General features: G+C 37.7%; 23 protein-coding genes. 10 read left to right on the top strand and 13 right to left on the bottom strand.

The window, feature by feature from the left end; genetic code table 11:
• Nucleotides 1–40: 40 nt before the first annotated feature.
• Together C7H19_RS07525 and C7H19_RS07520 are read left to right on the top strand one after the other, a co-directional pair.
• Complete coding sequence (locus tag C7H19_RS07525; RefSeq protein WP_106456266.1) at nt 41–1,006, top strand: ADP-ribosylglycohydrolase family protein; 966 nt, start codon at nt 41–43, stop codon at nt 1,004–1,006.
• Between the two features lie 112 nt (nt 1,007–1,118).
• On the top strand, nt 1,119–1,952 hold the full coding sequence (locus tag C7H19_RS07520; RefSeq protein ID WP_106456436.1) for a histidine kinase: 834 nt from the start codon (nt 1,119–1,121) through the stop codon (nt 1,950–1,952).
• A 54-nt stretch (nt 1,953–2,006) separates the two neighbouring features.
• Here C7H19_RS07520 and C7H19_RS07515 read toward each other — a convergent pair whose 3' ends face one another.
• Nucleotides 2,007–2,180, bottom strand: coding sequence for a YqaE/Pmp3 family membrane protein (locus C7H19_RS07515; RefSeq protein ID WP_106456265.1), 174 nt, complete (start codon nt 2,178–2,180; stop codon nt 2,007–2,009).
• Between the two features lie 208 nt (nt 2,181–2,388).
• Between C7H19_RS07515 and C7H19_RS07510 the strand changes: the two genes are divergently transcribed.
• A complete protein-coding gene (locus tag C7H19_RS07510; RefSeq protein ID WP_106456264.1) occupies nt 2,389–2,766 on the top strand; it encodes a phage holin family protein in 378 nt (125 codons plus the stop codon).
• 4 nt (nt 2,767–2,770) lie between these two features.
• On the opposite strand, the gene C7H19_RS07505 is transcribed toward C7H19_RS07510, so the two are convergent.
• From C7H19_RS07505 to C7H19_RS07490, 4 genes are read right to left on the bottom strand one after another with little or no spacing between them, the layout of a single operon-like run.
• A complete protein-coding gene (locus C7H19_RS07505) occupies nt 2,771–4,054 on the bottom strand; it encodes an MFS transporter (protein WP_106456263.1) in 1,284 nt (427 codons plus the stop codon).
• Nucleotides 4,054–4,524 (bottom strand): thioredoxin-dependent thiol peroxidase, encoded by a 471-nt coding sequence (gene bcp, locus C7H19_RS07500; RefSeq protein ID WP_106456262.1) that lies wholly within the window; start codon nt 4,522–4,524, stop codon nt 4,054–4,056. The genes C7H19_RS07505 and bcp overlap by 1 nt, the downstream gene beginning before the upstream one ends.
• Before the next feature lies 1 nt (nt 4,525).
• Complete coding sequence (locus C7H19_RS07495) at nt 4,526–5,377, bottom strand: M56 family metallopeptidase (protein ID WP_106456261.1); 852 nt, start codon at nt 5,375–5,377, stop codon at nt 4,526–4,528.
• 1 nt (nt 5,378) lies between these two features.
• Entirely contained in the window at nt 5,379–5,798 is a 420-nt protein-coding gene (locus C7H19_RS07490) for a BlaI/MecI/CopY family transcriptional regulator (protein WP_106456260.1), read from the bottom strand.
• 87 nt (nt 5,799–5,885) lie between these two features.
• Between C7H19_RS07490 and C7H19_RS07485 the strand changes: the two genes are divergently transcribed.
• On the top strand, nt 5,886–6,209 hold the full coding sequence (locus C7H19_RS07485) for a small RNA NsiR4-regulated ssr1528 family protein (RefSeq protein WP_106456259.1): 324 nt from the start codon (nt 5,886–5,888) through the stop codon (nt 6,207–6,209).
• A gap of 110 nt (nt 6,210–6,319) precedes the next feature.
• Here the strand turns inward: C7H19_RS07485 and C7H19_RS07480 are convergent, their stop codons facing one another.
• From C7H19_RS07480 to C7H19_RS07470, 3 genes are read right to left on the bottom strand one after another with little or no spacing between them, the layout of a single operon-like run.
• Nucleotides 6,320–6,721: a DUF2721 domain-containing protein gene (locus tag C7H19_RS07480; RefSeq protein ID WP_106456258.1), complete on the bottom strand. Its 402-nt coding sequence runs from the start codon at nt 6,719–6,721 to the stop codon at nt 6,320–6,322.
• 9 nt (nt 6,722–6,730) lie between these two features.
• Nucleotides 6,731–7,585, bottom strand: a complete 855-nt coding sequence (locus C7H19_RS07475; protein ID WP_106456257.1) for a M48 family metallopeptidase — start codon at nt 7,583–7,585, stop codon at nt 6,731–6,733.
• 53 nt (nt 7,586–7,638) lie between these two features.
• Nucleotides 7,639–7,932 (bottom strand): hypothetical protein, encoded by a 294-nt coding sequence (locus tag C7H19_RS07470; protein WP_106456256.1) that lies wholly within the window; start codon nt 7,930–7,932, stop codon nt 7,639–7,641.
• Nucleotides 7,933–8,296: 364 nt separating this feature from the next.
• Here C7H19_RS07470 and C7H19_RS07465 point away from each other — a divergent pair, with 364 nt between their 5' ends.
• A complete protein-coding gene (locus C7H19_RS07465) occupies nt 8,297–10,534 on the top strand; it encodes a glycoside hydrolase (RefSeq protein WP_106456255.1) in 2,238 nt (745 codons plus the stop codon).
• Between the two features lie 149 nt (nt 10,535–10,683).
• Here the strand turns inward: C7H19_RS07465 and C7H19_RS07460 are convergent, their stop codons facing one another.
• A complete protein-coding gene (locus C7H19_RS07460; RefSeq protein WP_106456254.1) occupies nt 10,684–11,541 on the bottom strand; it encodes an exosortase-dependent surface protein XDP2 in 858 nt (285 codons plus the stop codon).
• A 345-nt stretch (nt 11,542–11,886) separates the two neighbouring features.
• Between C7H19_RS07460 and C7H19_RS07455 the strand changes: the two genes are divergently transcribed.
• Together C7H19_RS07455 and C7H19_RS07450 are read left to right on the top strand one after the other, a co-directional pair.
• Nucleotides 11,887–13,149: a mannosyltransferase family protein gene (locus C7H19_RS07455; protein ID WP_219907610.1), complete on the top strand. Its 1,263-nt coding sequence runs from the start codon at nt 11,887–11,889 to the stop codon at nt 13,147–13,149.
• Nucleotides 13,150–13,179: 30 nt separating this feature from the next.
• Nucleotides 13,180–14,631: a lipopolysaccharide biosynthesis protein gene (locus C7H19_RS07450; RefSeq protein WP_106456253.1), complete on the top strand. Its 1,452-nt coding sequence runs from the start codon at nt 13,180–13,182 to the stop codon at nt 14,629–14,631.
• 4 nt (nt 14,632–14,635) lie between these two features.
• Here C7H19_RS07450 and C7H19_RS07445 read toward each other — a convergent pair whose 3' ends face one another.
• Nucleotides 14,636–16,192 carry a GMC oxidoreductase gene (locus C7H19_RS07445; protein ID WP_106456252.1) on the bottom strand — a complete coding sequence of 519 codons (1,557 nt, stop codon included), beginning with the start codon at nt 16,190–16,192 and terminating at the stop codon, nt 14,636–14,638.
• An 11-nt stretch (nt 16,193–16,203) separates the two neighbouring features.
• Nucleotides 16,204–17,097 (bottom strand): glycosyltransferase family 2 protein, encoded by an 894-nt coding sequence (locus tag C7H19_RS07440; protein WP_106456251.1) that lies wholly within the window; start codon nt 17,095–17,097, stop codon nt 16,204–16,206.
• Nucleotides 17,098–17,191: 94 nt separating this feature from the next.
• On the opposite strand from C7H19_RS07440, the gene C7H19_RS07435 reads away from it, so the two are divergent.
• Together C7H19_RS07435 and C7H19_RS07430 are read left to right on the top strand one after the other, a co-directional pair.
• Nucleotides 17,192–18,160 carry a glycosyltransferase gene (locus C7H19_RS07435; RefSeq protein WP_106456250.1) on the top strand — a complete coding sequence of 323 codons (969 nt, stop codon included), beginning with the start codon at nt 17,192–17,194 and terminating at the stop codon, nt 18,158–18,160.
• Between the two features lie 26 nt (nt 18,161–18,186).
• Nucleotides 18,187–19,092: a sulfotransferase family protein gene (locus tag C7H19_RS07430; protein WP_106456249.1), complete on the top strand. Its 906-nt coding sequence runs from the start codon at nt 18,187–18,189 to the stop codon at nt 19,090–19,092.
• 16 nt (nt 19,093–19,108) lie between these two features.
• On the opposite strand, the gene gltS is transcribed toward C7H19_RS07430, so the two are convergent.
• Nucleotides 19,109–20,317: a sodium/glutamate symporter gene (gene gltS / locus C7H19_RS07425; protein WP_106456248.1), complete on the bottom strand. Its 1,209-nt coding sequence runs from the start codon at nt 20,315–20,317 to the stop codon at nt 19,109–19,111.
• A 259-nt stretch (nt 20,318–20,576) separates the two neighbouring features.
• Here gltS and C7H19_RS07420 point away from each other — a divergent pair, with 259 nt between their 5' ends.
• The gene (locus C7H19_RS07420) at nt 20,577–21,494 is read left to right on the top strand and encodes a transglutaminase family protein (protein ID WP_106456247.1); all 918 of its coding nucleotides are present in this window, start codon (nt 20,577–20,579) and stop codon (nt 21,492–21,494) included.
• An 8-nt stretch (nt 21,495–21,502) separates the two neighbouring features.
• On the opposite strand, the gene C7H19_RS07415 is transcribed toward C7H19_RS07420, so the two are convergent.
• Nucleotides 21,503–22,579 (bottom strand): AOC03_06830 family ribosome hibernation factor, encoded by a 1,077-nt coding sequence (locus C7H19_RS07415; protein ID WP_106456246.1) that lies wholly within the window; start codon nt 22,577–22,579, stop codon nt 21,503–21,505.
• Between the last annotated feature and the right edge of the window lie 169 nt (nt 22,580–22,748).

The raw sequence follows: 22,748 nt of genomic DNA, 5'->3' as shown, positions 1-22,748 counted from the left end.
AAAAAATAACGTATGGTTATTGTTGGAGTCTGTTTAAAATATGTCTAATCACTCACTTGTCACGGCAGGAATTTTAGGGGTTTGTGTAGGAGATGCGTTAGGTTTACCCGTTCAATTTATCCAGCGTTCCGAAAGAGAGCGATCGCCGATATCTGATATGATTGGTTATGGGACATATCATCAACCCCCTGGAACATGGTCAGATGATGCGTCCTTAACACTTTGTCTAGCGGATGCACTGACTGAAGTTTCCCCCAGTAATACTGAAAAACTACTCACTACCGTTTCTACTAATTTTTGTCGTTGGTATACTGACGGTTTTTGGACACCTTTTAATAAAGCATTTGATATTGGTGGAACAACCGAGCAATCAATTAATCATCTTCTTAATGGAGTCTCATTAAAACACTCAGGAGCAACCAGCGAGAAAAGTAATGGAAATGGTTCGTTAATGAGAATATTACCTCTTGCATTTTGCCATCATTTATTAACGTTTCCTGAATTAATTAAACTAACTCATCTCACCTCAGCAATTACTCATGCTCATTTACGTTCTCAAATGGCTTGTGGATTTTATATTAGTATTGCTCTAGGTTTATTAGCTGGTAATTCCGTCAAAAAATCCTATCTTCAAGGATTAGAAGCCATTAAAAAAATCTATAATAAACCGCCTTATGTTGTTGAATTACAACATTTTTCAAGAATTACCACTGGAAAAATAGAGCAACTTAGTATTAATGATCTTTCTTCTAGTGGCTATGTTATTCATACACTTGAAGCCTCACTTTGGTGTTTAATAAATAGTCAAAATTATGCAGAAGCCGTTTTAAAAGCAGTTAATTTAGGAGATGATACCGATACAACAGCAGCCGTTACAGGAGGTTTAGCAGGAATTTATTATGGCTTAGAAAGCATTCCTCAACATTGGTTAGAACAACTTCCCCGACAGCAAGATATTATTAAGTTAACGCAAGATTTGTCAACTAAACTTACACAAGGTTACTAGCATTAATTCCTATTGGGTTTATGAGATATTTAGGTACGGTTATCCGACGTTTCATCTCATTCCAGTTGCAGTACCATAAAAAGTAATGGACGAAGTAGGAGATAAAAAAATTATGGCGAATACTACTAAAGAAGAAATTACGGAAGCCTTAGAAAAAGCCAAAGCTGAGGGAAAACTCCGAACCGAAAAAATTCGAGAAATTATTCAAAATGCAGTTGCACAAGCGAAATTAGAAGTTAAAGAAGGTTCAAGCGAAGTAAAAACACTGGTGACTGATTCACTTTCTGCTGTGATTGATAGTTACAAAGGAAAAGGAAACGAACTAAAAGACGAAATTACCGCATCTATCGAAGGTATTATTCGTGGAATCAACTCATCAAAACGTCAAACGATCGCTCAAACCCAAGACGAAATTAAACAGCTTGAATCCCAGATTGATGCTGAAGAAATCGCCATTCAAAAAGAAGTAGAAGTTATTTTAGACGAAGTTCAACAAACCAGCAATCAGCAACCGATAGAAATTAAAAAAACTATTGATTCTGTGGTGGAAAACTTCAAAAATAGTGAAGAACTTGCTATCTTACAGAAAAGCTACGCTCAACTAAAATCTCAACTCGCTGTATTACAAGCCAATCTTGCTGAAAAATACGGGGATCAAGGTGGCGATGTTAAGAAGTATTTAGAAGAAGCGAAAATTTGGTACGAAAAAACTAAAGAAAACCCTGATCAATTTAATTCTCAAATTCAGCAAAAACAAAAAGAATTTGAAGATAAATTAAGCAAAGCTGGTTCAACTGTTGCTCGAAAAGAACAAGAAATTAAACACATTCTCCAAGATTTGTGGAAATCAATCAGCGAAATTTTTCAGGAAAAAAACACACCTAAAGCTCTCCCAGGAGAAGTAGAAAAGCAAGAACCTTCCGACGAGCCAGATTTGCTGAAATAGTGGGATAGAGCGGAAGATTCTTTACTAAGAAACGAAAATCATTTGATGATGGGTTTAAGTATTTCTTTGTTCAGACTGTTTATTGATAATCCAAAGAGCATGAACAACGCCTGGAAACCAACCAATAAACGTCAAGACAATATTAATTAAAAAAGCAGTACTAATACCCGTCGTCAGAAAAACGCTTAAAGGGGGTAATAGGATCGCTATAATGATTTTTAAAAGCATAAATCTTTTCCTCCTAAGTTTTTAACCTTAAAAATTTTTTGGTCGCCCACCAGATCAATTAAGTAGTCTTTTTATCTCTGTCACGCGGGCTTCGTCAATTCGATTTTAACATAGCTTCAATGATTGCACTCTTACTATCGAGAGATGAGTCTGAGAAAATAATTGAGCTAGAATATTAACAACTCTGAGAGAATAAAGGAGTAGAATCATGATTGGAGTTTTCTTATCCATATTGGTCACTGCCATCAGTCTATTAGTAGTAGACATTCTTTTTAAAGGAATAGTGATTACCAGTTTTCCCGTTGCGTTGATTTCAGGTGCAGTTATTGGACTGGTTAACGCTTTTGTTAAACCTGTAATTTCAGTTTTATCTCTTCCTTTAAACTTAGTCACTTTAGGCGCATTTACCTTAGTTATTAATGGTATCTGTTTGGCATTGGCTGCATTTTTAGTTCCGGGTTTTGCGGTACATGGAGTATTAGCCTTTCTGTTCGCTCCTGTGATTTTATCAGCCGTTAATACTTTTTTAACAAAATACTTTGCTGAAAAATATCCATCACTTCCACCGGCTGAAGTATCAGAATAAACGTCTAGTTAATAGCATCGGGTAAATCATCTTCTACCAACCGCAAAGGACGGTAGCAATAGGCTAAAAGTGTTATTAGCATCATTAATAAACCCATAACGATAAATAATAATCCTATGCCGCGACCTTTCCCTAAACCAATGATTTGACCGATGCTATTTGCTAAAACTCCATCTTGAGTCATTAAAGGTTCAAAAATTTGATCGGCTAATGGCCCAGCTATAATAGCCGCAACAGGTAAAGCGATGGTCTCACCCATTTGATAAAAAGAAAAGATACGACCTTGCAAATGTAAAGGCGATTTTTTTTGAAAGATTACTTGAGATGCACTATTAATAATGGGAATCCCAAAAAAGCCCAAAAACGAAGCAAAACCAATTAATAATACAGAAGCTCGTAAACCCCCAATTAAGATCGATAATCCGCCTAAAAAAACAAAGGTAAAAAGTGCATATATTTGACGTTGTGAGCCACCTTTAAGACTAAATAAAATTCCTCCTAACAACATCCCTATACCCCCCATTGATGAGATCGTTCCTAAACTTTCTGCAGACGAAAAAGAAAGAACAAGGGGAGTCAACAGAATTAAGACAAGACCGATGATGAAATTATTGCACATCATGTATAGTAATAGACCTAATAAACCTGGGCGAGATGCAATATAATTCCAACCATCTAAGGCTTCTTGAATAAATGTATTTTGATCTAAACTGGTTTCGCTGACAGTTTTGAGTCTTGGAATAGAAACCATCGATAAGGTTAAAATTGATATAAAAAAGCTCACAAAATCAATTATAATTATCCCCGATAATTGGATAATTCCAAGTAAATATCCCGCTAAAATCGGTGCAATTAAACTAGAAACAGCATCAGCTAATTCAATCATCCCATTAGCTCGATCTAACGATTGTTTTGGGACTAATTGCGTCGTCGCTGCTATGTAAGCTGGAACCTGAAACGCTCCAAAAATAGAGATTAATGCTGTGAGGGGATAAATTAACCAAATATTAAGATGATTGTTTAATAAAAAAAAAGCGATCGCAACAGTACACAAAGCCGCGCCCGAATCGCTTACAATCATAACCAGACGACGATCCCAACGATCTACTAAAACACCCGCAATGGGCGAAGCTAAAGTGAAAGGAAGGGAGACAAATAGATAAAATAAAGAGAAAAGTGTCGTTGAGCCTGTGTGTTGATAAAGCCATACTCCCAAAGCAAAACTCGTCAATGCTGAACCAATTAACGATACAAGCTGCCCACACCAGATTAAGACAAAACTACCCATTATTTATAATTTTGATCCTTTAAGATTTTTAGAACATTTGCCGCGTGACCTTTTGTCTTGACATTTTTCCAAATATATGCTACGCAACCATTAGGATCGAGCAAAAAAGTTGAACGAATAATCCCCATATATTCTTTGCCCATAAACTTTTTTAATCCCCAAACTCCATAAATTTCAGCAATTTTATGCTCAGGATCACTGAGTAATTGAATCGATAGGCTATGTTTTTCAATAAAACGACAATGAGATTTTTCTGAATCTGGACTAATTCCGATAATTTTTGCACCCAGTCGGTTAAAATCTGGTGTTAATTCGGTAAAGTCTTTTGCTTCGGTTGTACAACCTGGTGTATCATCTTTGGGATAAAAATAAAGAATTAACCAAGAGGATAAGAAATCATTTAAACTAACTAACTTACCATCTTGGTTAGAAAGCGAAAAATCTGGGGCTTGCTGTCCGAGTTCAATCATGTTAATCGTGTAAAGGTAAAGTAAAAAACGGCATGAGAGAACATAAAAGAATCGTCCAATGATACCAACTGAATTCAAAAGATGAAGATTCAGGCTCATCTAAAATCAAATTAACTCTTTCTAGCAAGCGGTTTTGAGCAGAAACTTCATGAAAAGCAACACAAATTCGCTCTCTAAAATTGAAGGGTGAAACCAGATTGACTTGTTGAGCCACTTGTAATAAAGATTCAGCAAGAAGTAAAGAATCGACTGATTTTGAAGCCCTTTGATCAGCGCGAATTTCTCTTAAAAATAATAATTCTTGCCATAAAGTTTTTGTATTCGGTAGCCAAGAAGTTATAGAACGTAGCCACTCTAACCAGAAAAACCAAAATGTATCACGATAATTGTAATGAGCTTTTTCGTGAGCTAATACGGCGTTTAAGTGTTCGGGTTCGAGGAGATCGATTAATCCTTGAGTGATGATTAATTCAGAATTCCAAAAGCCAATTCTTGCACTATAAGGAAATTCTGTATCAATAATTCTCGCAAGTTGAGCAACTACTAATTTTTGTGGATATTTCTGTATTTCTTGTTGCGCTAACCAGGCTTGAGAAAACATTTGAATGAGTCTAAAACTCGCAAAAAATAAGAAAATAATGGCAAAGAAATAGCTAAACCAACTCGCTTTTAAACCGAGCATTTCCCCGCGATATCCCATACAAAGAACTGCCAGAGATGTCATTAATAAAATGAGGGGAGGAAAGAGAAAGAAAAATAAAGATCTAGCCCAATTTTTTTGGGAGGTTGGAGGTATACTGAATCTAATCCCACAAGCAATAGCCAGGGCAAATAGCATCATTAAACTGTGCATCTTATTTGTTCTCCCGTTGACGACGAACCGATTCAATTCGAGATGCGATCGCTTTGAGTTGTTCTACACTTGCTGTATCCAGACTATCAGCAAATGAGGCCACAACTTCAGGATTACTAATGGACAGAAAACGATGTAATTGTTCATAAGATTTGATCGCTTCGCCTTGTTCGCGGGATACTAAAGGAACCCAATAGAAAACCCGTCCTTGTTTATAACAGCTTAACCATCCTTTATTCGTCAGACGACGTAAAACCGTTGTTACTGAAGTATAAGCCAATTCTCGATCAGGATCAGATAAAATCTGTTCATGAACATCTTTAACACTCACTTCGCCTTTTTCCCAGACAATATGCAAAATTTCTGATTCTAAGGGACCCAGTGATAGTTGTTGTGGTCGATAATTCGGTAAAGGAGTCATAATTCCATAAGTGAAAGATTAAAAAAATGTAAAGACAGAACTTGATAAAATATTCAAAAGACAACTTTACTTATTCTAAGTGTTGAAATGAATCAAGAGCAATCAACCACTATTCTTAGTGCAACAACGACTTTAAAAGATTCTTCGGGTGCAGATGCAGTTGATGTAGCGATCGCGCAAGGAATGGATTTTGATGGGACACCGATTCCCACCGCTAAAGTCGATCTCTATCATAAAGTAATGTCACTCGAAGCGCAACGTCAGCGTAGTGGTGTCAGTAATACGATGCGTTCTCGAATTGTTCGCATTGGTGCTAAACATATTCCTCAAGATGAATTAAATCAAATGTTGGCTGATGCTGGTTTTGCACCCTTAAAAGAAAAAGAAATTGCTTTCTACTACAGTAGGTAAAATTCGGTGTAGAGACGTGATTTTTTGCGTCTCCCCATCAAGTATTTAAAGTGTTTAATAATGCCATTAAAGTTGTATTTTTCTCCAGATTAATTTGCTGATCTAACAGTTCACCGCTCCATATGTTCTAACTCAATATTGAGCGCATTAACCGAGATGGAAATTTCATACAACGAAAGTACTAAAGATGTAACCATTGCCATTAAACTGAACCCGAAAGCAAGCTCGCCCGCTTTTTCATAAGTAAAAAAAAGACAAGCCATCGACACGGTACATAAGAGAAAACTAAGAACGCCAACAAACTGCATCCATTTAATGAGTTGAACTCTCATTCTAAGATTGCGAATTTGTCTACGGGTTAAGTCTGCTTGAACATCTTTAGACCGTTTATTCAATTCTCTAATTAATTGGGCTATTACTAAAAAACGATTGGTATAAGCCAGCAATAAAAGCGAGATAGCTGGAAACAGTAATGCTGGGGTTGTTAATGTAAGATCAGCTATCCGAGACATTTTTTTTACCTATAATAAAGCTCTAATTTTAGTAGAGTATGCTTTTTCGTTGAGTCCATCGCCTTTATTTGCTGTTGCTGGATCAATTGACGCTTTTAAGGCTTCAATACGATCGCCTGTTGCGGGATGAGTGCTTAAAAATTCGGGGGCTGCACTACTATATTTGAGCAGTTTTTCCATAAAGCTTAACATTCCAATCGGTGCATAGCCAGCTTGTTCTAAGTTTTGTAGTCCAATTTGATCGGCTTCAAGTTCCGCACTTCGGCTGTTAGGCAGGTTATAAACCAGTTGTACCCCTAATTGAACAAAAGATTGGCTATCGAGTCCAGCAGCCGTTAATAAACCTTGAGTAATGGCTGTTTTTTTCATATTTTCGATGGCGTGTCGGCCCACAATATGACCAATTTCATGGGCGATGACGCTGGCTAATTCTGCTTCATTCGATACTTTTTTGATTAGTCCAGTATGCACATATACAAAACCCCCCATTGTGGCAAAAGCGTTAATACTGTTATTATTAACGACTTGAAACCTATAAGGAATGTTAGGACGATCGCTACTTTGGGCTAATCTTTGACCAATTTTCGTAATGTAACGATTTATGGCCTCATTTCGAGAAATTTTTACTTTGCCCTGTTTGAGAAGTGTCTGATTAATTTGTTGTCCGAATTGAACTTCTTGATTATCGGATAAGTTAGACAGTTGAATAACTTGGATGCTTTGACGTAATAAATCGAACCAAGAACGCCCTTGACTGATTTGAGGTGTAGAGAGAATAATCGTGACTGCCACCAGTAGAATGACTAGAAGATACGATCCCTTAGAGTACCAAAAAGCCCACCAGGGCGACGAGCGCTGTGACATAAATAATCGAAACGAATAGATTTTATTTTCTCTATTTTAAAAAAAGTTCGTTTCTAATGTCCTCTACTACCTTGATTAACGTAAAAATTAAATAAATCGAATAAACTACCTGCAACGGCAAAAGTTCCACCGATAATGAGGATGCCTTGAATAGGATAGCCACTCCCAAAAACTGAGAGAAAACCGACAATAGAAGATGCACCGATTTGCCCAACACTGGCAATACCTGGAACATAACTTACAGTACATAAAGTGGCAAAAACGCCACCAACTGCAAAAATAGGAACAACAAAACTAAGAACTGTCGAAAATAGGAGGGAACGAAGCAGACTGATAACCATGTTCATCACCAAGTTAGTACGGATGAATTGTCCTAAAGATTTTTAGGAGGTTCGCTTGTTTATAAGATATCTATCAGAAAGACAATTGGCCAAAAATGTCAAAAATCTTAAATAAACATTAAAATTCTTGGTAAACATCCGTAACGTGGTATTAAGAATAAATCGAAAAATGAGGAACAGAGCAGGTTTGAGGGTTAATGTTTAGGTAACATTAATTAAAGTTATTTATCAATTAAAGTAAACTAAACTTTCCTAAATTTTATATTGTATGGAATTATACCAGTTAAATGACGAACGAAAACAGATTACATACGATAAATGCCTATAAGCGGTAGGATAAATCTAAGCTTTTTGTGTTTAACGGAATCATATGGCTCATCCTTTGTACGTGGCTTTTATTTGGCATCAACACCAACCTCTATATAAATCAAGAGAAGCAGCAGCATCAGGACAATATCGCCTTCCTTGGGTTAGACTACACGGAACAAAAGATTATTTAGATTTAATTCTGATTAAAGAGCGCTATCCAAATCTACACCAAACGATTAATCTCGTTCCTTCGCTCATTTTACAACTCGAAGACTACGCCAAAGGGACAGCCATTGATCCCTATATGGCACTGACTTTAACACCAGAAGATCGGTTAAATCTCGCGCAGAAACATTATATTATTGAACATTTTTTCGATGCAAATCATCATACACTTATTGCGCCACATCCTCGTTATAGCCAACTTTACGATCAACGAAAAGATTATGGAGTCGCCTGGTGTTTAGAAAATTGGACACAACAAGATTACAGTGATTTACTCGCATGGCATAATTTAGCATGGATCGATCCGATTTTTTGGGACGATCCAGAAATTGCCGTTTGGTTACAAAAAGGCAAAGACTTTACATTAAGCGATCGCCAGCGTATCATCTCCAAACAGCGTCAAATCATACGCCGCATCCTTCCGACTCATCAACAGATGCAACAAAGCGGACAGATTGAAATTACCACCAGTCCCTATACCCATCCCATTTTACCCCTATTAGCTGATACAAATGCGGGACGAATCGCCATTCCCAAAATGACTCTACCTCAGCTACACTTTCAATGGCCTCAAGATATTTCTCTTCATTTACAAAAAGCTTGGGATATTTATACCTCTCGCTTTGATTGTACCCCACGTGGGTTATGGCCATCTGAACAGTCTGTTAGCCCCGAAATTTTGCCCTATATTGCTAAACAGGGTTTTAACTGGATCTGTTCTGATGAAGGCGTATTAGGATCTAGCTTAAATCACTTTTTCCATCGAGATGAAACGGGTAACGTTTATGATCCAGAATATCTCTATCGTCCTTATCGACTCTCAACCCAAAATGGAGATTTAGCGATCGTCTTTCGGGATCATCGTTTGTCGGATCTTATTGGGTTTACCTATGGTTCGATGGATAGTCATCATGCTGCAATGGATCTAATAGGACACTTAGAAGCCATTTATCGTTCTCTATTACACCGTCAAAGGGAAGGAACAAGCTTAAATGAACCTTGGTTAGTAACGATCGCATTAGATGGCGAAAACTGCTGGGAACATTACCCCAAAGATGGTCTATTCTTTTTAGAAGAACTCTATCGCCGTTTGAGTCATCACCAAGATATTAAGTTAGTTACCGTTTCTGAATTTATCGATCAGTTTCCACCGACAAAAACTTTATCTAATAAACAATTACATAGTGGATCTTGGATCGATGCCAGTTTTAATACATGGATCGGCGATCCTGTCAAGAATAAAGCATGGGATTATCTGACGATCGCAAGAGAAGTTTTAGCCACCCATCCCGAAGCAACACAAGAAAATAACCCCGAAGTTTGGGAAGCTTTGTATGCAGCCGAGGGTTCTGACTGGTTTTGGTGGTTTGGTGAGGGACATACTTCTAACCAAGATGCCATGTTTGATCAACTATTTCGAGAACATATCGCCGCCATCTATCAGGCATTAAATGAACCAATACCGCCCTATTTACGCCATCCTTTAGAAGATCATTACAAAAAACCCGCTCATCGTCCATCGAGTTATATTCATCCCATTATTGATGGTTTTGGCGACGAACAAGACTGGGATAAAGCGGGACGTTATGATATTGGTGGTGCAAAAGGTACAATGCACAGAGCGAGTTTAGTGCAGCGAATGTTTTACGGTTGGGATCACCTCAATTTTTATCTGCGTTTAGATTTTAAAAAGGGCGTACAACCTAGAAAAGATTTACCCAGAGAGTTACATTTATTGTGGTACTATCCCGGAAATTGTCGCACTAATAGCCCCGCACCTTTATCAGATTTACCCGAAAAAGCCCCACTAAATTATTATTTTCATCATCATTTAGGAATTAATTTAGTTACTGAGTCGGTTTGGCTAGAAGAAGCGCAAGGCTATCAGGTGTGGCATCCACGCGCTAGTCGGACGTTAGTCGCCTTAAATCAATGCTTAGAAATCGCTGTACCTTGGGCAGATTTACAAATAGAACCCGATACACATTTACACATGATCGCTATATTAGCCGATTATGGACAGTTTCGTGACGTTTTGCTGGAAAATCAGTTAATTACTTTGCAAATGCCCTAAATGTAATAAAAGTTGATCTTTGAAAAAATCCGAAGGGGAAAAGAACAATGGAAAAAGATTTTACAAAAAAAAAGCGATTTTTGACTCTATAATCGTCCATCGCCTTTCTCCTTCTAGAAATGAAAAAAAGAAAAATAGTACTATGTTAATTAAGCTTTCTTATTTTCATTACTTTTAGCAAGTTTACGTTTGAAAAAGCCACCAAAAGCAACGGCTGTACCTGCACCCAAAATTGTTAGAGGTTCAGGAACCGCATTGATACCAACAACTTTGTAGTCAGGGCCATTAAAACCGTCTGTACTTTCTAAACGAAGTCCAACAATAGCACTATCATAAGTCAGACCATAAGTACCTAATTCTTGCGCTCCCCCGATTTCTGTTGTATCAATTGATAAAGTTGTCATGATACCAGTATTTGCCCAAAGACTCTGGGTAATTGTAAAAGAACCACCTAAAGTGGGATTTAGATTACCAGCCGAGCCCGCTACGATCGCTGTAACTTTAAGCCTGCTATTTTTTCCTCTTTCCCAAAAAGCAAAAGTGTCAGTTGGGTTAGAAAAATAAACATCAAAAATGGAAGTGCCTAAATTATCTTCTGTGTCAATGATACTATTCAAGTTATTATTACCTAAGCTTTGGACAACCTGACTTGCATTAGGTGTTTCTGCAACAGGACCTTGAGTCAAAAATGGATCGAGTGCTGTTTGATCACCGCGATCGGAGCTTCCTGGACCTAAAGTAGCATTATCATTAGTAATAATTGTGGCTCCAGTAACGTAAAAGAAATTAGTATAAGTTGTGGAACCTTTTGTTACTGAATCTAGCCGTATATCAGCTTTGGTCGCATCCGTTACACCACTGACAACACCAACATTAGGAGAAAGGGTATGACCCGTCGGGGAAGAAGTATACCCAGTGAAACTGGCGGCAAAAGCAGGCGCAGCATTCATTCCAAAGCCAAAAGCTAATGCACTAAAAGAGAGGTTTAAGACAGAAAATTTGTTCATGAGATTGCTTAATATCATAGTTTTATCTAAGAGTTGATTTTATTGTTGCAGACCTATGTTATAGATCATGTATAAGTTATTTCCACAAGAGTTAGACTTAATGTAAAAGTTATTATTGTTGTCATCAAATTTTAATGAGAAGTAAAACAGGTGTGATTAGGATGAATTGACTGTTACTTTAAGATCATCCAATTAAGCTATATTTTGTTTTTTTAAGAAATATTGCGGGCTGAAGTAGATTGTATAATTCTTTCTCAAGAGTTTGTACAGACTCGTTTTCAACAAAAGCTCATCGGACTATAGCCAAATGTTCAGCTATAATTTAATGAGATCTCAGTCACAATAATGATAATTAATAAACATACAAATCCATTAATTGAAGGTTACGCTTTTGCTGTAACAATGTGGTTGTCAAGTCGGCTAGTAATCGTGCTGGCTATGATGATAAGTGTTCTCGTATCACCTGCACCACCCGAAGGAATTGCGCCTACTTTCGGATGGGGAACTTTTGCGGCATGGGATAGCGATTTATATCGAAATATTGTGATTAACGGATATAGTTACGACTTTTCACGAAATGAATATTTAGTGGCTTTTTTCCCTTTACTTCCTTTATTAATTAAAGCAGTAATGTTTTTAGGTTTACCGTTTGAAATAGCGGGATTTTTGATTAATAATTTAGCCTTTTTGGGCGCAGTATTGCTGGTTTATAATTGGGTTAAAGAACTTTATAGCATCAAGGCGGCTCGCTGGGCAACGGCTGTTTTAGTTTGGTGTCCTTATTCATTATTTGGTACTGTTATTTATACCGAGGGTTTATTTTTACTTTTCAGTACGGCGGCGTTACGAGCTTTTCAAAAAAAACAACATTTTTGGGCAGCAATTTGGGGAGCATTAGCGACAGCTACTCGTCTTCCGGGTTTAGCAATTATGTTTACATTTCTCATTGTATCTTGGCGAGAAAAACGATCGCTTATTGCTTATATTGCCAGTTTGTGTTCTGGAGGGGGACTATTTCTATATAGCCTATACTGTGGTATGAAATTTGGAGAACCTTTAGCCTTTCTAAAAGCACAAAAAGCCTGGCAACCTGCCCAAGATTTTTGGGGTCAAGATTGGTTAAAAATGTTCATGCAAGTGTTAGTAGGTTCTCGGAATTGGAAGGCTGGTAAGATAGTAGATCCTTTGCATATAATTATTGTTCTGCTTATTTGCTTAGGGGCTTATTTGCTGTGGCGATCGCATTTAAAGTTAGGACAAAATAAAACTCAGTTTGGTTATTGCATTTTGGCGATTATCCTGTGGCTTTTAGCAGGTAGTCCTCTAATTAATACAGTAACAATTTTAGGCGGTGTTTATTTAATTTGGCACTTTCGCGCTCAACTTAATTTACTCGCTACTTATGGCTTTTGCAGTTTTGGGATTATTTTTAGTAGCGGTCGTGCTACTTCTGCGGAACGTTATACTTATGCAATCATTTCGGTTAGCATTGCCCTCGGTTTATTGCTAGAACAATATCCGCGTTGGGGATATCCAGTACTCATACTTTTTGGCTTTTTACTTGCTAGTCTGGCGGTGAGATTTTCTCAGCAACTCTGGGCAGGGTAAAACGTTTTTTCGAGTTAAAAAATTATCAAAATGAGCCTTAAAAAACAAACTATTCAAGGGATATTTTGGTCAGCTATTCAAAATTGGGGGGGTCAAACTGGCTCATTAATTGTATTTTTAATTTTAGCTCGTTTATTAACCCCCGAAGCTTTTGGTTTAGTCGCTTTGGCAAATGTTTTTATTAACTTTATGCAAATCTTTTTAGAACAAGGCTTTGCACAAGTATTAATTCAACGAGAAAATATCGACGAACAACATATTAATACAGCTTTTTGGACACAAATTATTCTCGGAATTATCCTGACTATTATTAGTTGGCTTACTGCTAATCAAATAGCGAATTACTTTAAGATATCTCAGTTAGCACCTATTCTTCAATGTTTTTCTATTCTTTTTTTTATTAATTCTTTGATTCAAATCCAGATCGCCTTATTAAAACGTAATTTTGCTTTTAAAGTAACTGCAATGCGTACTTTATTAGGAATTACAATTGGTGGAATTATCGGCGTTGTTATGTCGTTTTTAGGTTATGGGGTTTGGAGTATAGTTGGACAACAATTATCTTATGAAATTGTGGGTGTTTTCGTATTATGGAATGCGAGTGATTGGCGACCTAAACTACAATTTTCTTGGTCACATCTAGCAGATTTAATGAATTTTAGTTTAAATTTATTAGGATTTCAATTAGTTAATTTTTTTAATCAACGCACCGATAATTTATTAATTGGTTATTTTTTAGGGGAAGTCGCGTTAGGATATTATGCGATCGCTCATCGTATTTTACAGGTAATGACACAATTATTAATTGGTACTCTAAATCAAGTTGCTTTACCGACTTTTTCCCGTTTACAAAGTGATTCTAAACGCTTTATAGAGGCTTTTTATCGTGCTACTCAATTAACCAGTATATTCGCATTTCCTGTATTTTTTGCGGTGATTATTCTTGCTCCAGAATTAGTCATTACTTTATTTGGTGAAAAATGGCATAATGCTATACCAATCATGCAAATTTTATCATTTGCGGGAATACTTCGCTCTATTTCTTTTTATCAACGCTCGGCTTTTATGGCATTGGGTCAACCTTTATTAAATTTTAAATTGGGTTTAATCAATGCTATATTTAACCTGATAGCTTGTGGTGTTGCGGTGCAGTGGGGAATAAGGGCGGTAGCTGTGGCGTATGTAATTAGTGATTACCTTGTTTTTCCCTTTAGTCAATGGCTTTTAAGTCAATTAATTTCAATTAAATTTAAAACCTATTTAGCTCAGTTCCTCGCCCCTGTTATTTGCACTTCAATTATGGTTTTAACTCTGTTATTCACTCAAAAAATACTAACTTATTATCTTAACCCTTCAGGTAGATTAGTAATCTGCTCAATGATTGGAATAGTTGTTTATAGCTTGACACTAGCAAAATTATTTCCCACTTTATTTAAGCAAATCTGGGCTTTTGCTACGTTATTACGACCAAGTATGAAGTAAGAAATCACGAATAAATACGGTGAATATGATTAGCTAAACGCAATGCTAAAGCAACGATCGTAAACGTTGGATTAGCCGATCCTCCAGTTGGAAATACAGAACTTCCAGCAATATATAGATTAGCCAAATTATGAACTTTACAGTTAGAATCAACAACGCCGTGACGTGGATCATGGTGCATACGAGTAGTTCCCATATGATGCAAACCGATCTTATTATATGGAGTAAGATGTTTAAGACGAGCAGCATCGTATTGTAATCGCTCAAAGCCTCGCTCAAGCAATGTTTTATTAATATATTCGAGTGAACGATCGACACTTTGCCACATTTTCTTACTAAAATTTAAGGTTAAATGTGCCTGGGGTTGCCCCAAATAATCAAGTTTTGATGACAGGGTAATCCGATTATTAGGATCAGGTTCTTGCTCAACAGAAGCCAATAATCGCACATGATCGAAATAAGCTGAAGGATTTAACTTATTCCAAAAATGCCAGAAAAAATAGCGCGGTAATACGAAAGAGTGATCATGTAATAATTGTTTCAATTGTGATGGGATTAGATTAAGATTACGATCGTCACGTAGACTTTTTTGCAATTGTTTAGCGGCAATGACAGCCTTTGTATCTTCAAGTAGATTGTAGCGATAGAAACGGATATGCAGATTAAAAAGTTGTTGCTGATGACGCAGATCGTCTGTTAAACCAAATGTACCTTGAGTATAGGTTTGACCCAAAGGACTAAGATTAGTAAAAAATCTTGCATCCTGTTGGCGTTGATGAAGCGGCAAAATACCAACAACCTTAAAGTAGTGTTCCATAAAAAAACGCCCTACTAAATCGTAGCTGTTGCCCAAACCTTCGGGATAGTGAGTATTAGACGCGAGTAACAACCGCGCATTTTCAATACCACCGGTGGCTAAAATAACTGTGCGAGACTCCACCTCAAATTTATTTCCAGAAAGTCCCTGTACTTTTAACCGTTCGATGCGCTTTCCCTCTGCATCTGGTATCAGTTGAGAGACATTTGCATGGGTGACTAAAGTTATATTACGCGACTGTATAATCTGTTGTTTATATTTGCGTCCCAGATCGAGGGGGCGACTAAACTGCATAATTTTGGTTTCAAGAGGTGGAACGTGAAAGGGCGATGTTTTCAATGCTTGCGGGATGTCCTCTGATAAACCTAAAATAGTTTGTGCCTGTTGATAGTAAGGCTCTAAATGGGATAACTCAAAAGCCCAACCACTGTAAGGCATCCATTCTCGTCTCTGAAAATCCGATCGATCTAGAGGTATGCAAACACCACTCCAGCGCGTAGTCGAACCGCCAAAACAACGGGCGCGTGCTTCTGTGAAGGGATATGATTCGCCCTCGGTTGTTCCATCAGCTAGAGTTTGAGTTACTGAGTCAGTCCGAAAGCTACCACTTTCAAGCAATAATACTGAGAAGGATGCAGCATCAAAAGCTTGTGCTAGTGTTAAACCAGCCGCACCAGCACCAACAATACAAACGTCGGCGGTTAAGGTTTCTCTTGCTTTGAGGGTTTCTCCATTAATGAGCATATTCGATGACTCTAATAGAATAATTTAGATTTTTTGGTTATAAATTGTCTTTTTTCCCAGAAATAACCGAATAAATTAGCTAATTGAGCAATAAATAGGTTTAGCCAAAATGACACAAAAAACTGATTCACCGAAGGAAAAGAAAAAGGATAGAGTACAAGATTTCGATAAAACTGCGGTTCAACTTTCAACCCCTCTGAGCCTCGTTTGGCCCGAATTTGGTAAAATCGATAGGCTCCTCGTCCATAATTAAAATGTTGTTGCCAAAAACTGCTTAAATTTAAGTCATGGGCATGAAAAATAATTGCTTCAGGAATATAAGTAAGAGAATAACCCGCTTGAAGCCAGCGATCGCAAAATTCCCGATCTTCTGAAGCCCAAAATGTCTCGTTAAATCCGCCTAAATCGTTGAAAGCCTCACGGGAAAGGGCAAAGTTATTAGAAGCAAAAAAACGTAATGGTTTTGAAACTGTATGATAGTAGTCATACACCACATCAATAATTCCTTGAGATGTACTCGCATAGGGATTATCAGGCAAAGCATTTAAGATTTTGCCACCAACAAGATTATTAGGATTAACTTGTAAGCTTTTTGCCAATGCAGTTAACCAAGTTGACTGAGGAATACAATCATCATCTGTAAATACAATATAATCTCCTGTAGCAATTTTCGCACCAGCATTACGCGCCGCCGCAGGGCCTTGATTTTTTTGTTCAATTAGGGTTAATTTTAATCGTGATTGGAAAGGTAAAATAATTGGTTGTAAAGATTCAGAGCTACCATCATCGACAACAATCACTTCAAATTCCCTGTAGTCAATTTGGGTCAACGCCTCTAGACAACTTGTTAGTTGGATTGGACGATTGTAGGTAGCAATAATGATAGAAAAATCGATAAATTCCATTATTACAGCATAATTTACTGGGAAATAAAATTATTTGTCTAAAAATATAGTTTATGTCTTACCATTAAACAAGATTTTGATCGGATTTAATCCTATGCTTGAGCAAAATTTATCTAAAATGTCAGTTATTTTACCAACTCCTGACACCTATGAGACGATCGCTAAAACCTTAAGCTATTTACGAAAACAAACGGTTAAAGAAAGCTTAGAAATTATTATTGTTGCTCCCTCTGTCAATGAAATAGCACCGCAAGTAGAGCAATTTAGAGAATTCTATCAAATAAAAACGATCGCTATTCCAGATATGCACTCGCTCGCTTCAGCATACGCCGCCGGAATACATCAAGCGACTTCCCCAATTGTCGCATTAGCAGAGGATCATTGCTTTCCTGATCCCGATTGGGCAGAACATTTGATCCAAGCTCATCAACAACCTTGGGCGGTAGTAGGACCTGTTTTACGCAATGGAAATCCAGAAAGTTCGGTGAGTTGGGCAGATATGCTGATTGCTTATGCTCCTTGGTTAGAGCCAACTTCTGCGGGAATAGTGGACTTTCTTCCAGGGCATAATAGTAGCTACAAACGGGAAATCCTACTAATTTATGGTAGCCAATTAGAAGCCATGATGGAAGCAGAAACTATCTTACACTGGGATTTACGAGCAAAAGGGTATCAACTTTATTTAGAACCATTAGCAAAAGCTTCTCATACCAATTTTGGACAATTGTTGGTTTGGCTTCGGGTACAATTTTATTGCGGAAGACTTTTTGCTGGCGCTCGCTGTGTTAATGAGCAGTGGTCTCTCTCAAAAAGATTACTTTATGTGGTAGCCTCACCGCTTATCCCTCTCATGCGTTTAAGTCGAATCTGGCAACACTTACAAGAACGTCAGCTACAATCTCTATTATCCCTAAAATTATTATTAACCTTAATTCTGGGATTGGTTGTCGATGGTATTGGACAAGGGATCGGCTATGGGGTTGGGGGCGGTAATGCGATGGAAAAATTATCAAAGTTTGAATTTCACCGCGATCGTTATTCCCATAGCCCTGTCAACACTTGAGTTTTTTTAATAAACAGTATCAGAAAATGTTACCCAATTTTTTAATCATCGGTGCGACAAAATCAGGGACTACCTCTCTTTATCATTACCTTAAACAGCATCCTCAGATTTATATGAGTCCGATTAAAGAGCCTAGGTTTTTTGCTTCCCCTACTGAGAATAATTCGGTTAATGCACCTGAAATTCCTTGGCTAAAGAATAATCTTAATGAATGGATTCAGGATTTAACTAGCTATCAAGCACTATTTCAAAACGTTAAAGATGAAGTAGCGATCGGTGAAGCTTCAGTTATGTATTTATTTAGTTTTTTCGCACCTACCCGCATTAAACATCATATTCCGAATGTTAAACTAATTGCTATTCTTCGTCATCCCGTAGAGCGAGCTTATTCTAATTTTCTTCATGCCATACGTGACGGACAAGAAACTATTCAATGTTTTAAGTTAGCTTTAGATGCAGAGCCAGAACGGATACAAGCTGGCGAATCTCCTCTATTTTTTTATCAATATAAAGGATTTTATTATCGATATCTTAAAAAATATTTCCAACTTTTTGATCGAGAACAAATACAAATTCATCTTTATGAAGATTTCCAGAATCATCCTCAAAAAACTTTATCATCTATCTTTCAGTTTTTAGACGTTGATAGTAATTTTGTTCCTGATACATCTACTAAATATCAAGTGACAGGTTTTCCAAAAAACACATCTGTGCAAAAACTGATTCGCCTTTCAAAACCGATTCGGCAAGCCATTCGACCATTGTTACCAGAAAAATTGCGCGATTACTTATATTTTTCGATTCAAAATAATAATTTAGAAAAACCGCAAATGTCTCCAGAAATTCGCTTACAACTGATTGAAACCTATCGAGAAGATATTCTTTCATTGCAAGATTTAATTCAAAGAGATTTATCTCATTGGCTGAAATAATTTTTTATAACTATGATTAATTCAGAAAATTTAGAAACTTCTGAATAACAAAGGCATTGGCAAGATCGATAAAAAAAGCTCCCACTAAAGGCACAATAATAAACGCTTGAGGAGAAGCCCCAAATCGTTCGGTAACAGCAGTCATATTAGCGATCGCTGTTGGTGTCGCGCCCAAAGTTAACCCCGAATATCCTGCCGAAATGACCGCCGCATTATAAGTTCTGCCCATGACGGGAAAGACAACAAAAATCGTATAAAGCGTACTAACTATAAATTGTACCAACAGCAAAACAGCGATCGGGCCGCCCATACCTGCCAATGTCCATAACTGCAAACTCATCAACGACATCGCTAGAAACAAACCAAGACTGACATCAGAAATTAAAGCAAGAGAAGGCGTATTAGCAGGCCAAGGAAAGCGTCTGAAAATATAAGGCGTTGTATTAGTCAAGAATATCCCTGCCAATAAACAGGTCACAAAATCTGGTAATCTTAAACCGATCGCAGCGACTATATAATTAAGCTCAATTCCCAAACCGATCGCAAAACCTATCACTAAAAAGGAATTTAGCATAGTATTGTAATCAATCGTTACATTCTTTTGTCCGTGCTTGATTCCGATGGTTAGTTCTTTTTCTTGATAGTTCGATTCAAGTTGATTCCTGACAATCAATAATTTAGCGACTGGGCCACCAACAATACCACCTAAAACCAAACCTAATGTAGCACTAGCAATCCCAATTTCTGAAGCATTAGTAATTCCGTATGTGTCCCTAAAAATCGGCGACCAAGCGATCACCGTTCCGAGTCCACCACTGAGAGACACCGACCCTGAGATCAAGCCAATTGGCAAATCTAAACCCATCAATGCAGCAATCCCTATCCCCGTCAGATTTTGCAAAAAGAGATAGATTACAGCAGTAGTCAACAAAATTAGTAGAGGTTTTCCACCTTGCAACAGCGTTTCCAGCTTAGAAGAAAGTCCAATGGTTGTAAAGAAGATAATTAAGAGGGCATTGCGGATATCGAGATCGAATTCTATCTGAAACTTAAACACAGCATAACAGAACCAAAGAATTAATGAGGCTAATACACCGCCTGAGACAGCATCAGGGATATTAAAGTTCTGTAAAAACTTAATCCGTTTGGTTAAGTATTTACCGAAATACAAAACTAAAATAGCCACAATAATCGTTTGGCGTATGTTGAATTGACGGATATCCATAATCTAAAATTTTATCCTCTAGTTTTTCAATACCATTTTTAGAGTAACTATTTTAGGCGTTATTGAATCAATAAATTTCTCTATTCTGACGATGTAAGTTATAAGAAATGTATATATTTAATAAGCATAAAACCAACAAAAACCTTGTTAAAGTTAATACTTGGCGACTTTAAATTAATTTTTGTAAGCGTTTAAAAGTCGTTTTAATACCTCGGATGTAAAATTTCAATGGGTACAGAAAATATAAGGGACAGTAACGATGAGCGTTATTTATGACCTTGAACATATCACCACATACAGCTATCGTAATCCAGTGACTTTCGGGAAACATCGCGCCGTCTTTTTGCCCAGTGCCACTCATCGTGAGCGGATTTTGAGTTACTTGGTAGAAACTAATGTACCTTGTAAAATTCGATGGATTATGGATACACTTTCTAACAATGTAGCGGAACTGGAATTCAGCGAACCAGCTAAAGAGTTAATCGTCACTTGTCGGTTACGGGCTGAACATTTTGGCTTAAAAGCGATCGCAGAATTTCCCTTAGATCCTCGTGCTTTAGAAATTCCAGTGCAGTACACACCCGATGAGTGGAGCGATCTTTCCGTGTTCATGCGTCCTCATGCTGAAGATCCCGATAGCAGTGTTGCTACATGGGCTAAATACTTTGTTGCAGGTGACCAAGATCATACCCTCGACGTGTTGCAAAGGATGATGGATACGATCAAGAACACCTTGAGTTATCAATCACGAGAAACAGAAGGAACTCAATCACCGGGGGAAACCCTGCGCTTAAAGTCGGGAACCTGCCGGGATTATGCCTGGCTGATGATTGAATCCTTGCGACGACTGGGGTTAGCCTGTCGCTTTGTCAGTGGTTATCTTTATGACGGGGCATTAGATGGCGGTGAGGTCGGTATGATTGGTTCAGGTGCAACCCATGCTTGGCTTCAAGTCTATCTACCTGGTGCAGGATGGCGGAATTATGACCCAACGAATCAGATTACAACGGGTTTTGATTTGATTCCAGTAGCGATCGCTCGTCATCCTAGCCAAGTGATGCCTCTATCTGGTTTTTGGTTTGGTGAGACTCAAGACTATTTAGGGATGAATGTAAAAGTCTTGATTCGCAAACTTGCCAATCTACCTGAGTTTGAATCAAAGTCAGTAGCGTTATAGATTGGGTATCAGTAGCGCAAAATTAGAGCAATTTGTTGATAGAGCGATAATGACCCATCGTCTACCATAACAACATTTCCTCCTTTGGCTAAAACAGCTTCTATAATTTCATCGACTGCATCATCCATTACCTCGGTTCCCCCTGGTTCATCGACTAACTGAAGGTGCTGATCTTCCGTGACGATCGCTGGTACATGATAGTTTTTTTCAACTAAAAGCAATTTTCCGCGCCCTTCATTAGCTAATCGCCACACTTCCCCAATAGTAGAAACGACCATTTGAGCGTTTACCGCGTTCTCTAATTCCTGAAGTGCATCTTGTCGTTGCGTTTCCCGAACGGGTTGTATTGCTGACCACACCTGCGGGGCTAATTCAGGGAGGGTCGCTTTATCGAAATTTCCGGTTATGATACCTGTGATCGATTGAGGATATTGTGTAACCTCTTGAAAGAAAGAGACTTGTCGATCAACTCCTCCTACAACCAACGGTAAAAACTCTTGATCATCATAGTAGGTCAATGCACTATCAACCTGTTGAAAAAAACGACGATGGCGATCGTCTAGATAGCTAGAATCAGCATGATAGGGAAGGGGTGCAGTACCTCCAGGCCCTGTCATTTCCATTGGAAAGTTTTTATCTTGAACTTCTTCTAATGTTTCTGCGGTTCCAGCTAATAAGCGAGTAGACGCTTGAGAGAGTAATAAGACCCAATAACGTAGCGATCGGTGCATTCCATAGACCAAATCGCGTGTAGCAAAAGTCTGATCGATAATAACCCGCGCAGGTACAGAAAAAGGTAAGTAATAGAGTTTGGCGAAATCGTGGCTAACATACAGGGCTAACCCATCAAGAGTGTGAGGATAATCGATCTCGTTAACCAGTTTGTCTAAATTATTAAGTAATGGTGCTAACTCACGATTAGAAAATTCTTCCCTTAGCCGTTCTGTTGCCTCGTTTACTAAATTTTTTACGAGGATTGGATCTTGTTTATTATCAGGTGAAGTGCGATGTGTCGGCAATAAAATAGAGAGAGCAGGTACACTGGTCAAAGATTGTAATTGTTTCAGTTCTTGACGATTAATCATAAATATTTACCTAATTAACTTTGTTAATAGAGCGCAGACTATTACACTAAAGGACGACGACTAGCTAAGTCAAGTATTAATAAATTATCGCTACAAACCTTATTAATAAAGATACATAGTACAACAAAAAGTAACAATTAATTGCTTATTTTCTATTAATAATAGATTT

This window comes from Aphanothece hegewaldii CCALA 016, assembly GCF_003007785.1.
Lineage (GTDB): Bacteria > Cyanobacteriota > Cyanobacteriia > Cyanobacteriales > Microcystaceae > Chroococcus > Chroococcus hegewaldii.
This window is presented reverse-complemented; position numbering and strand designations above follow the sequence as displayed.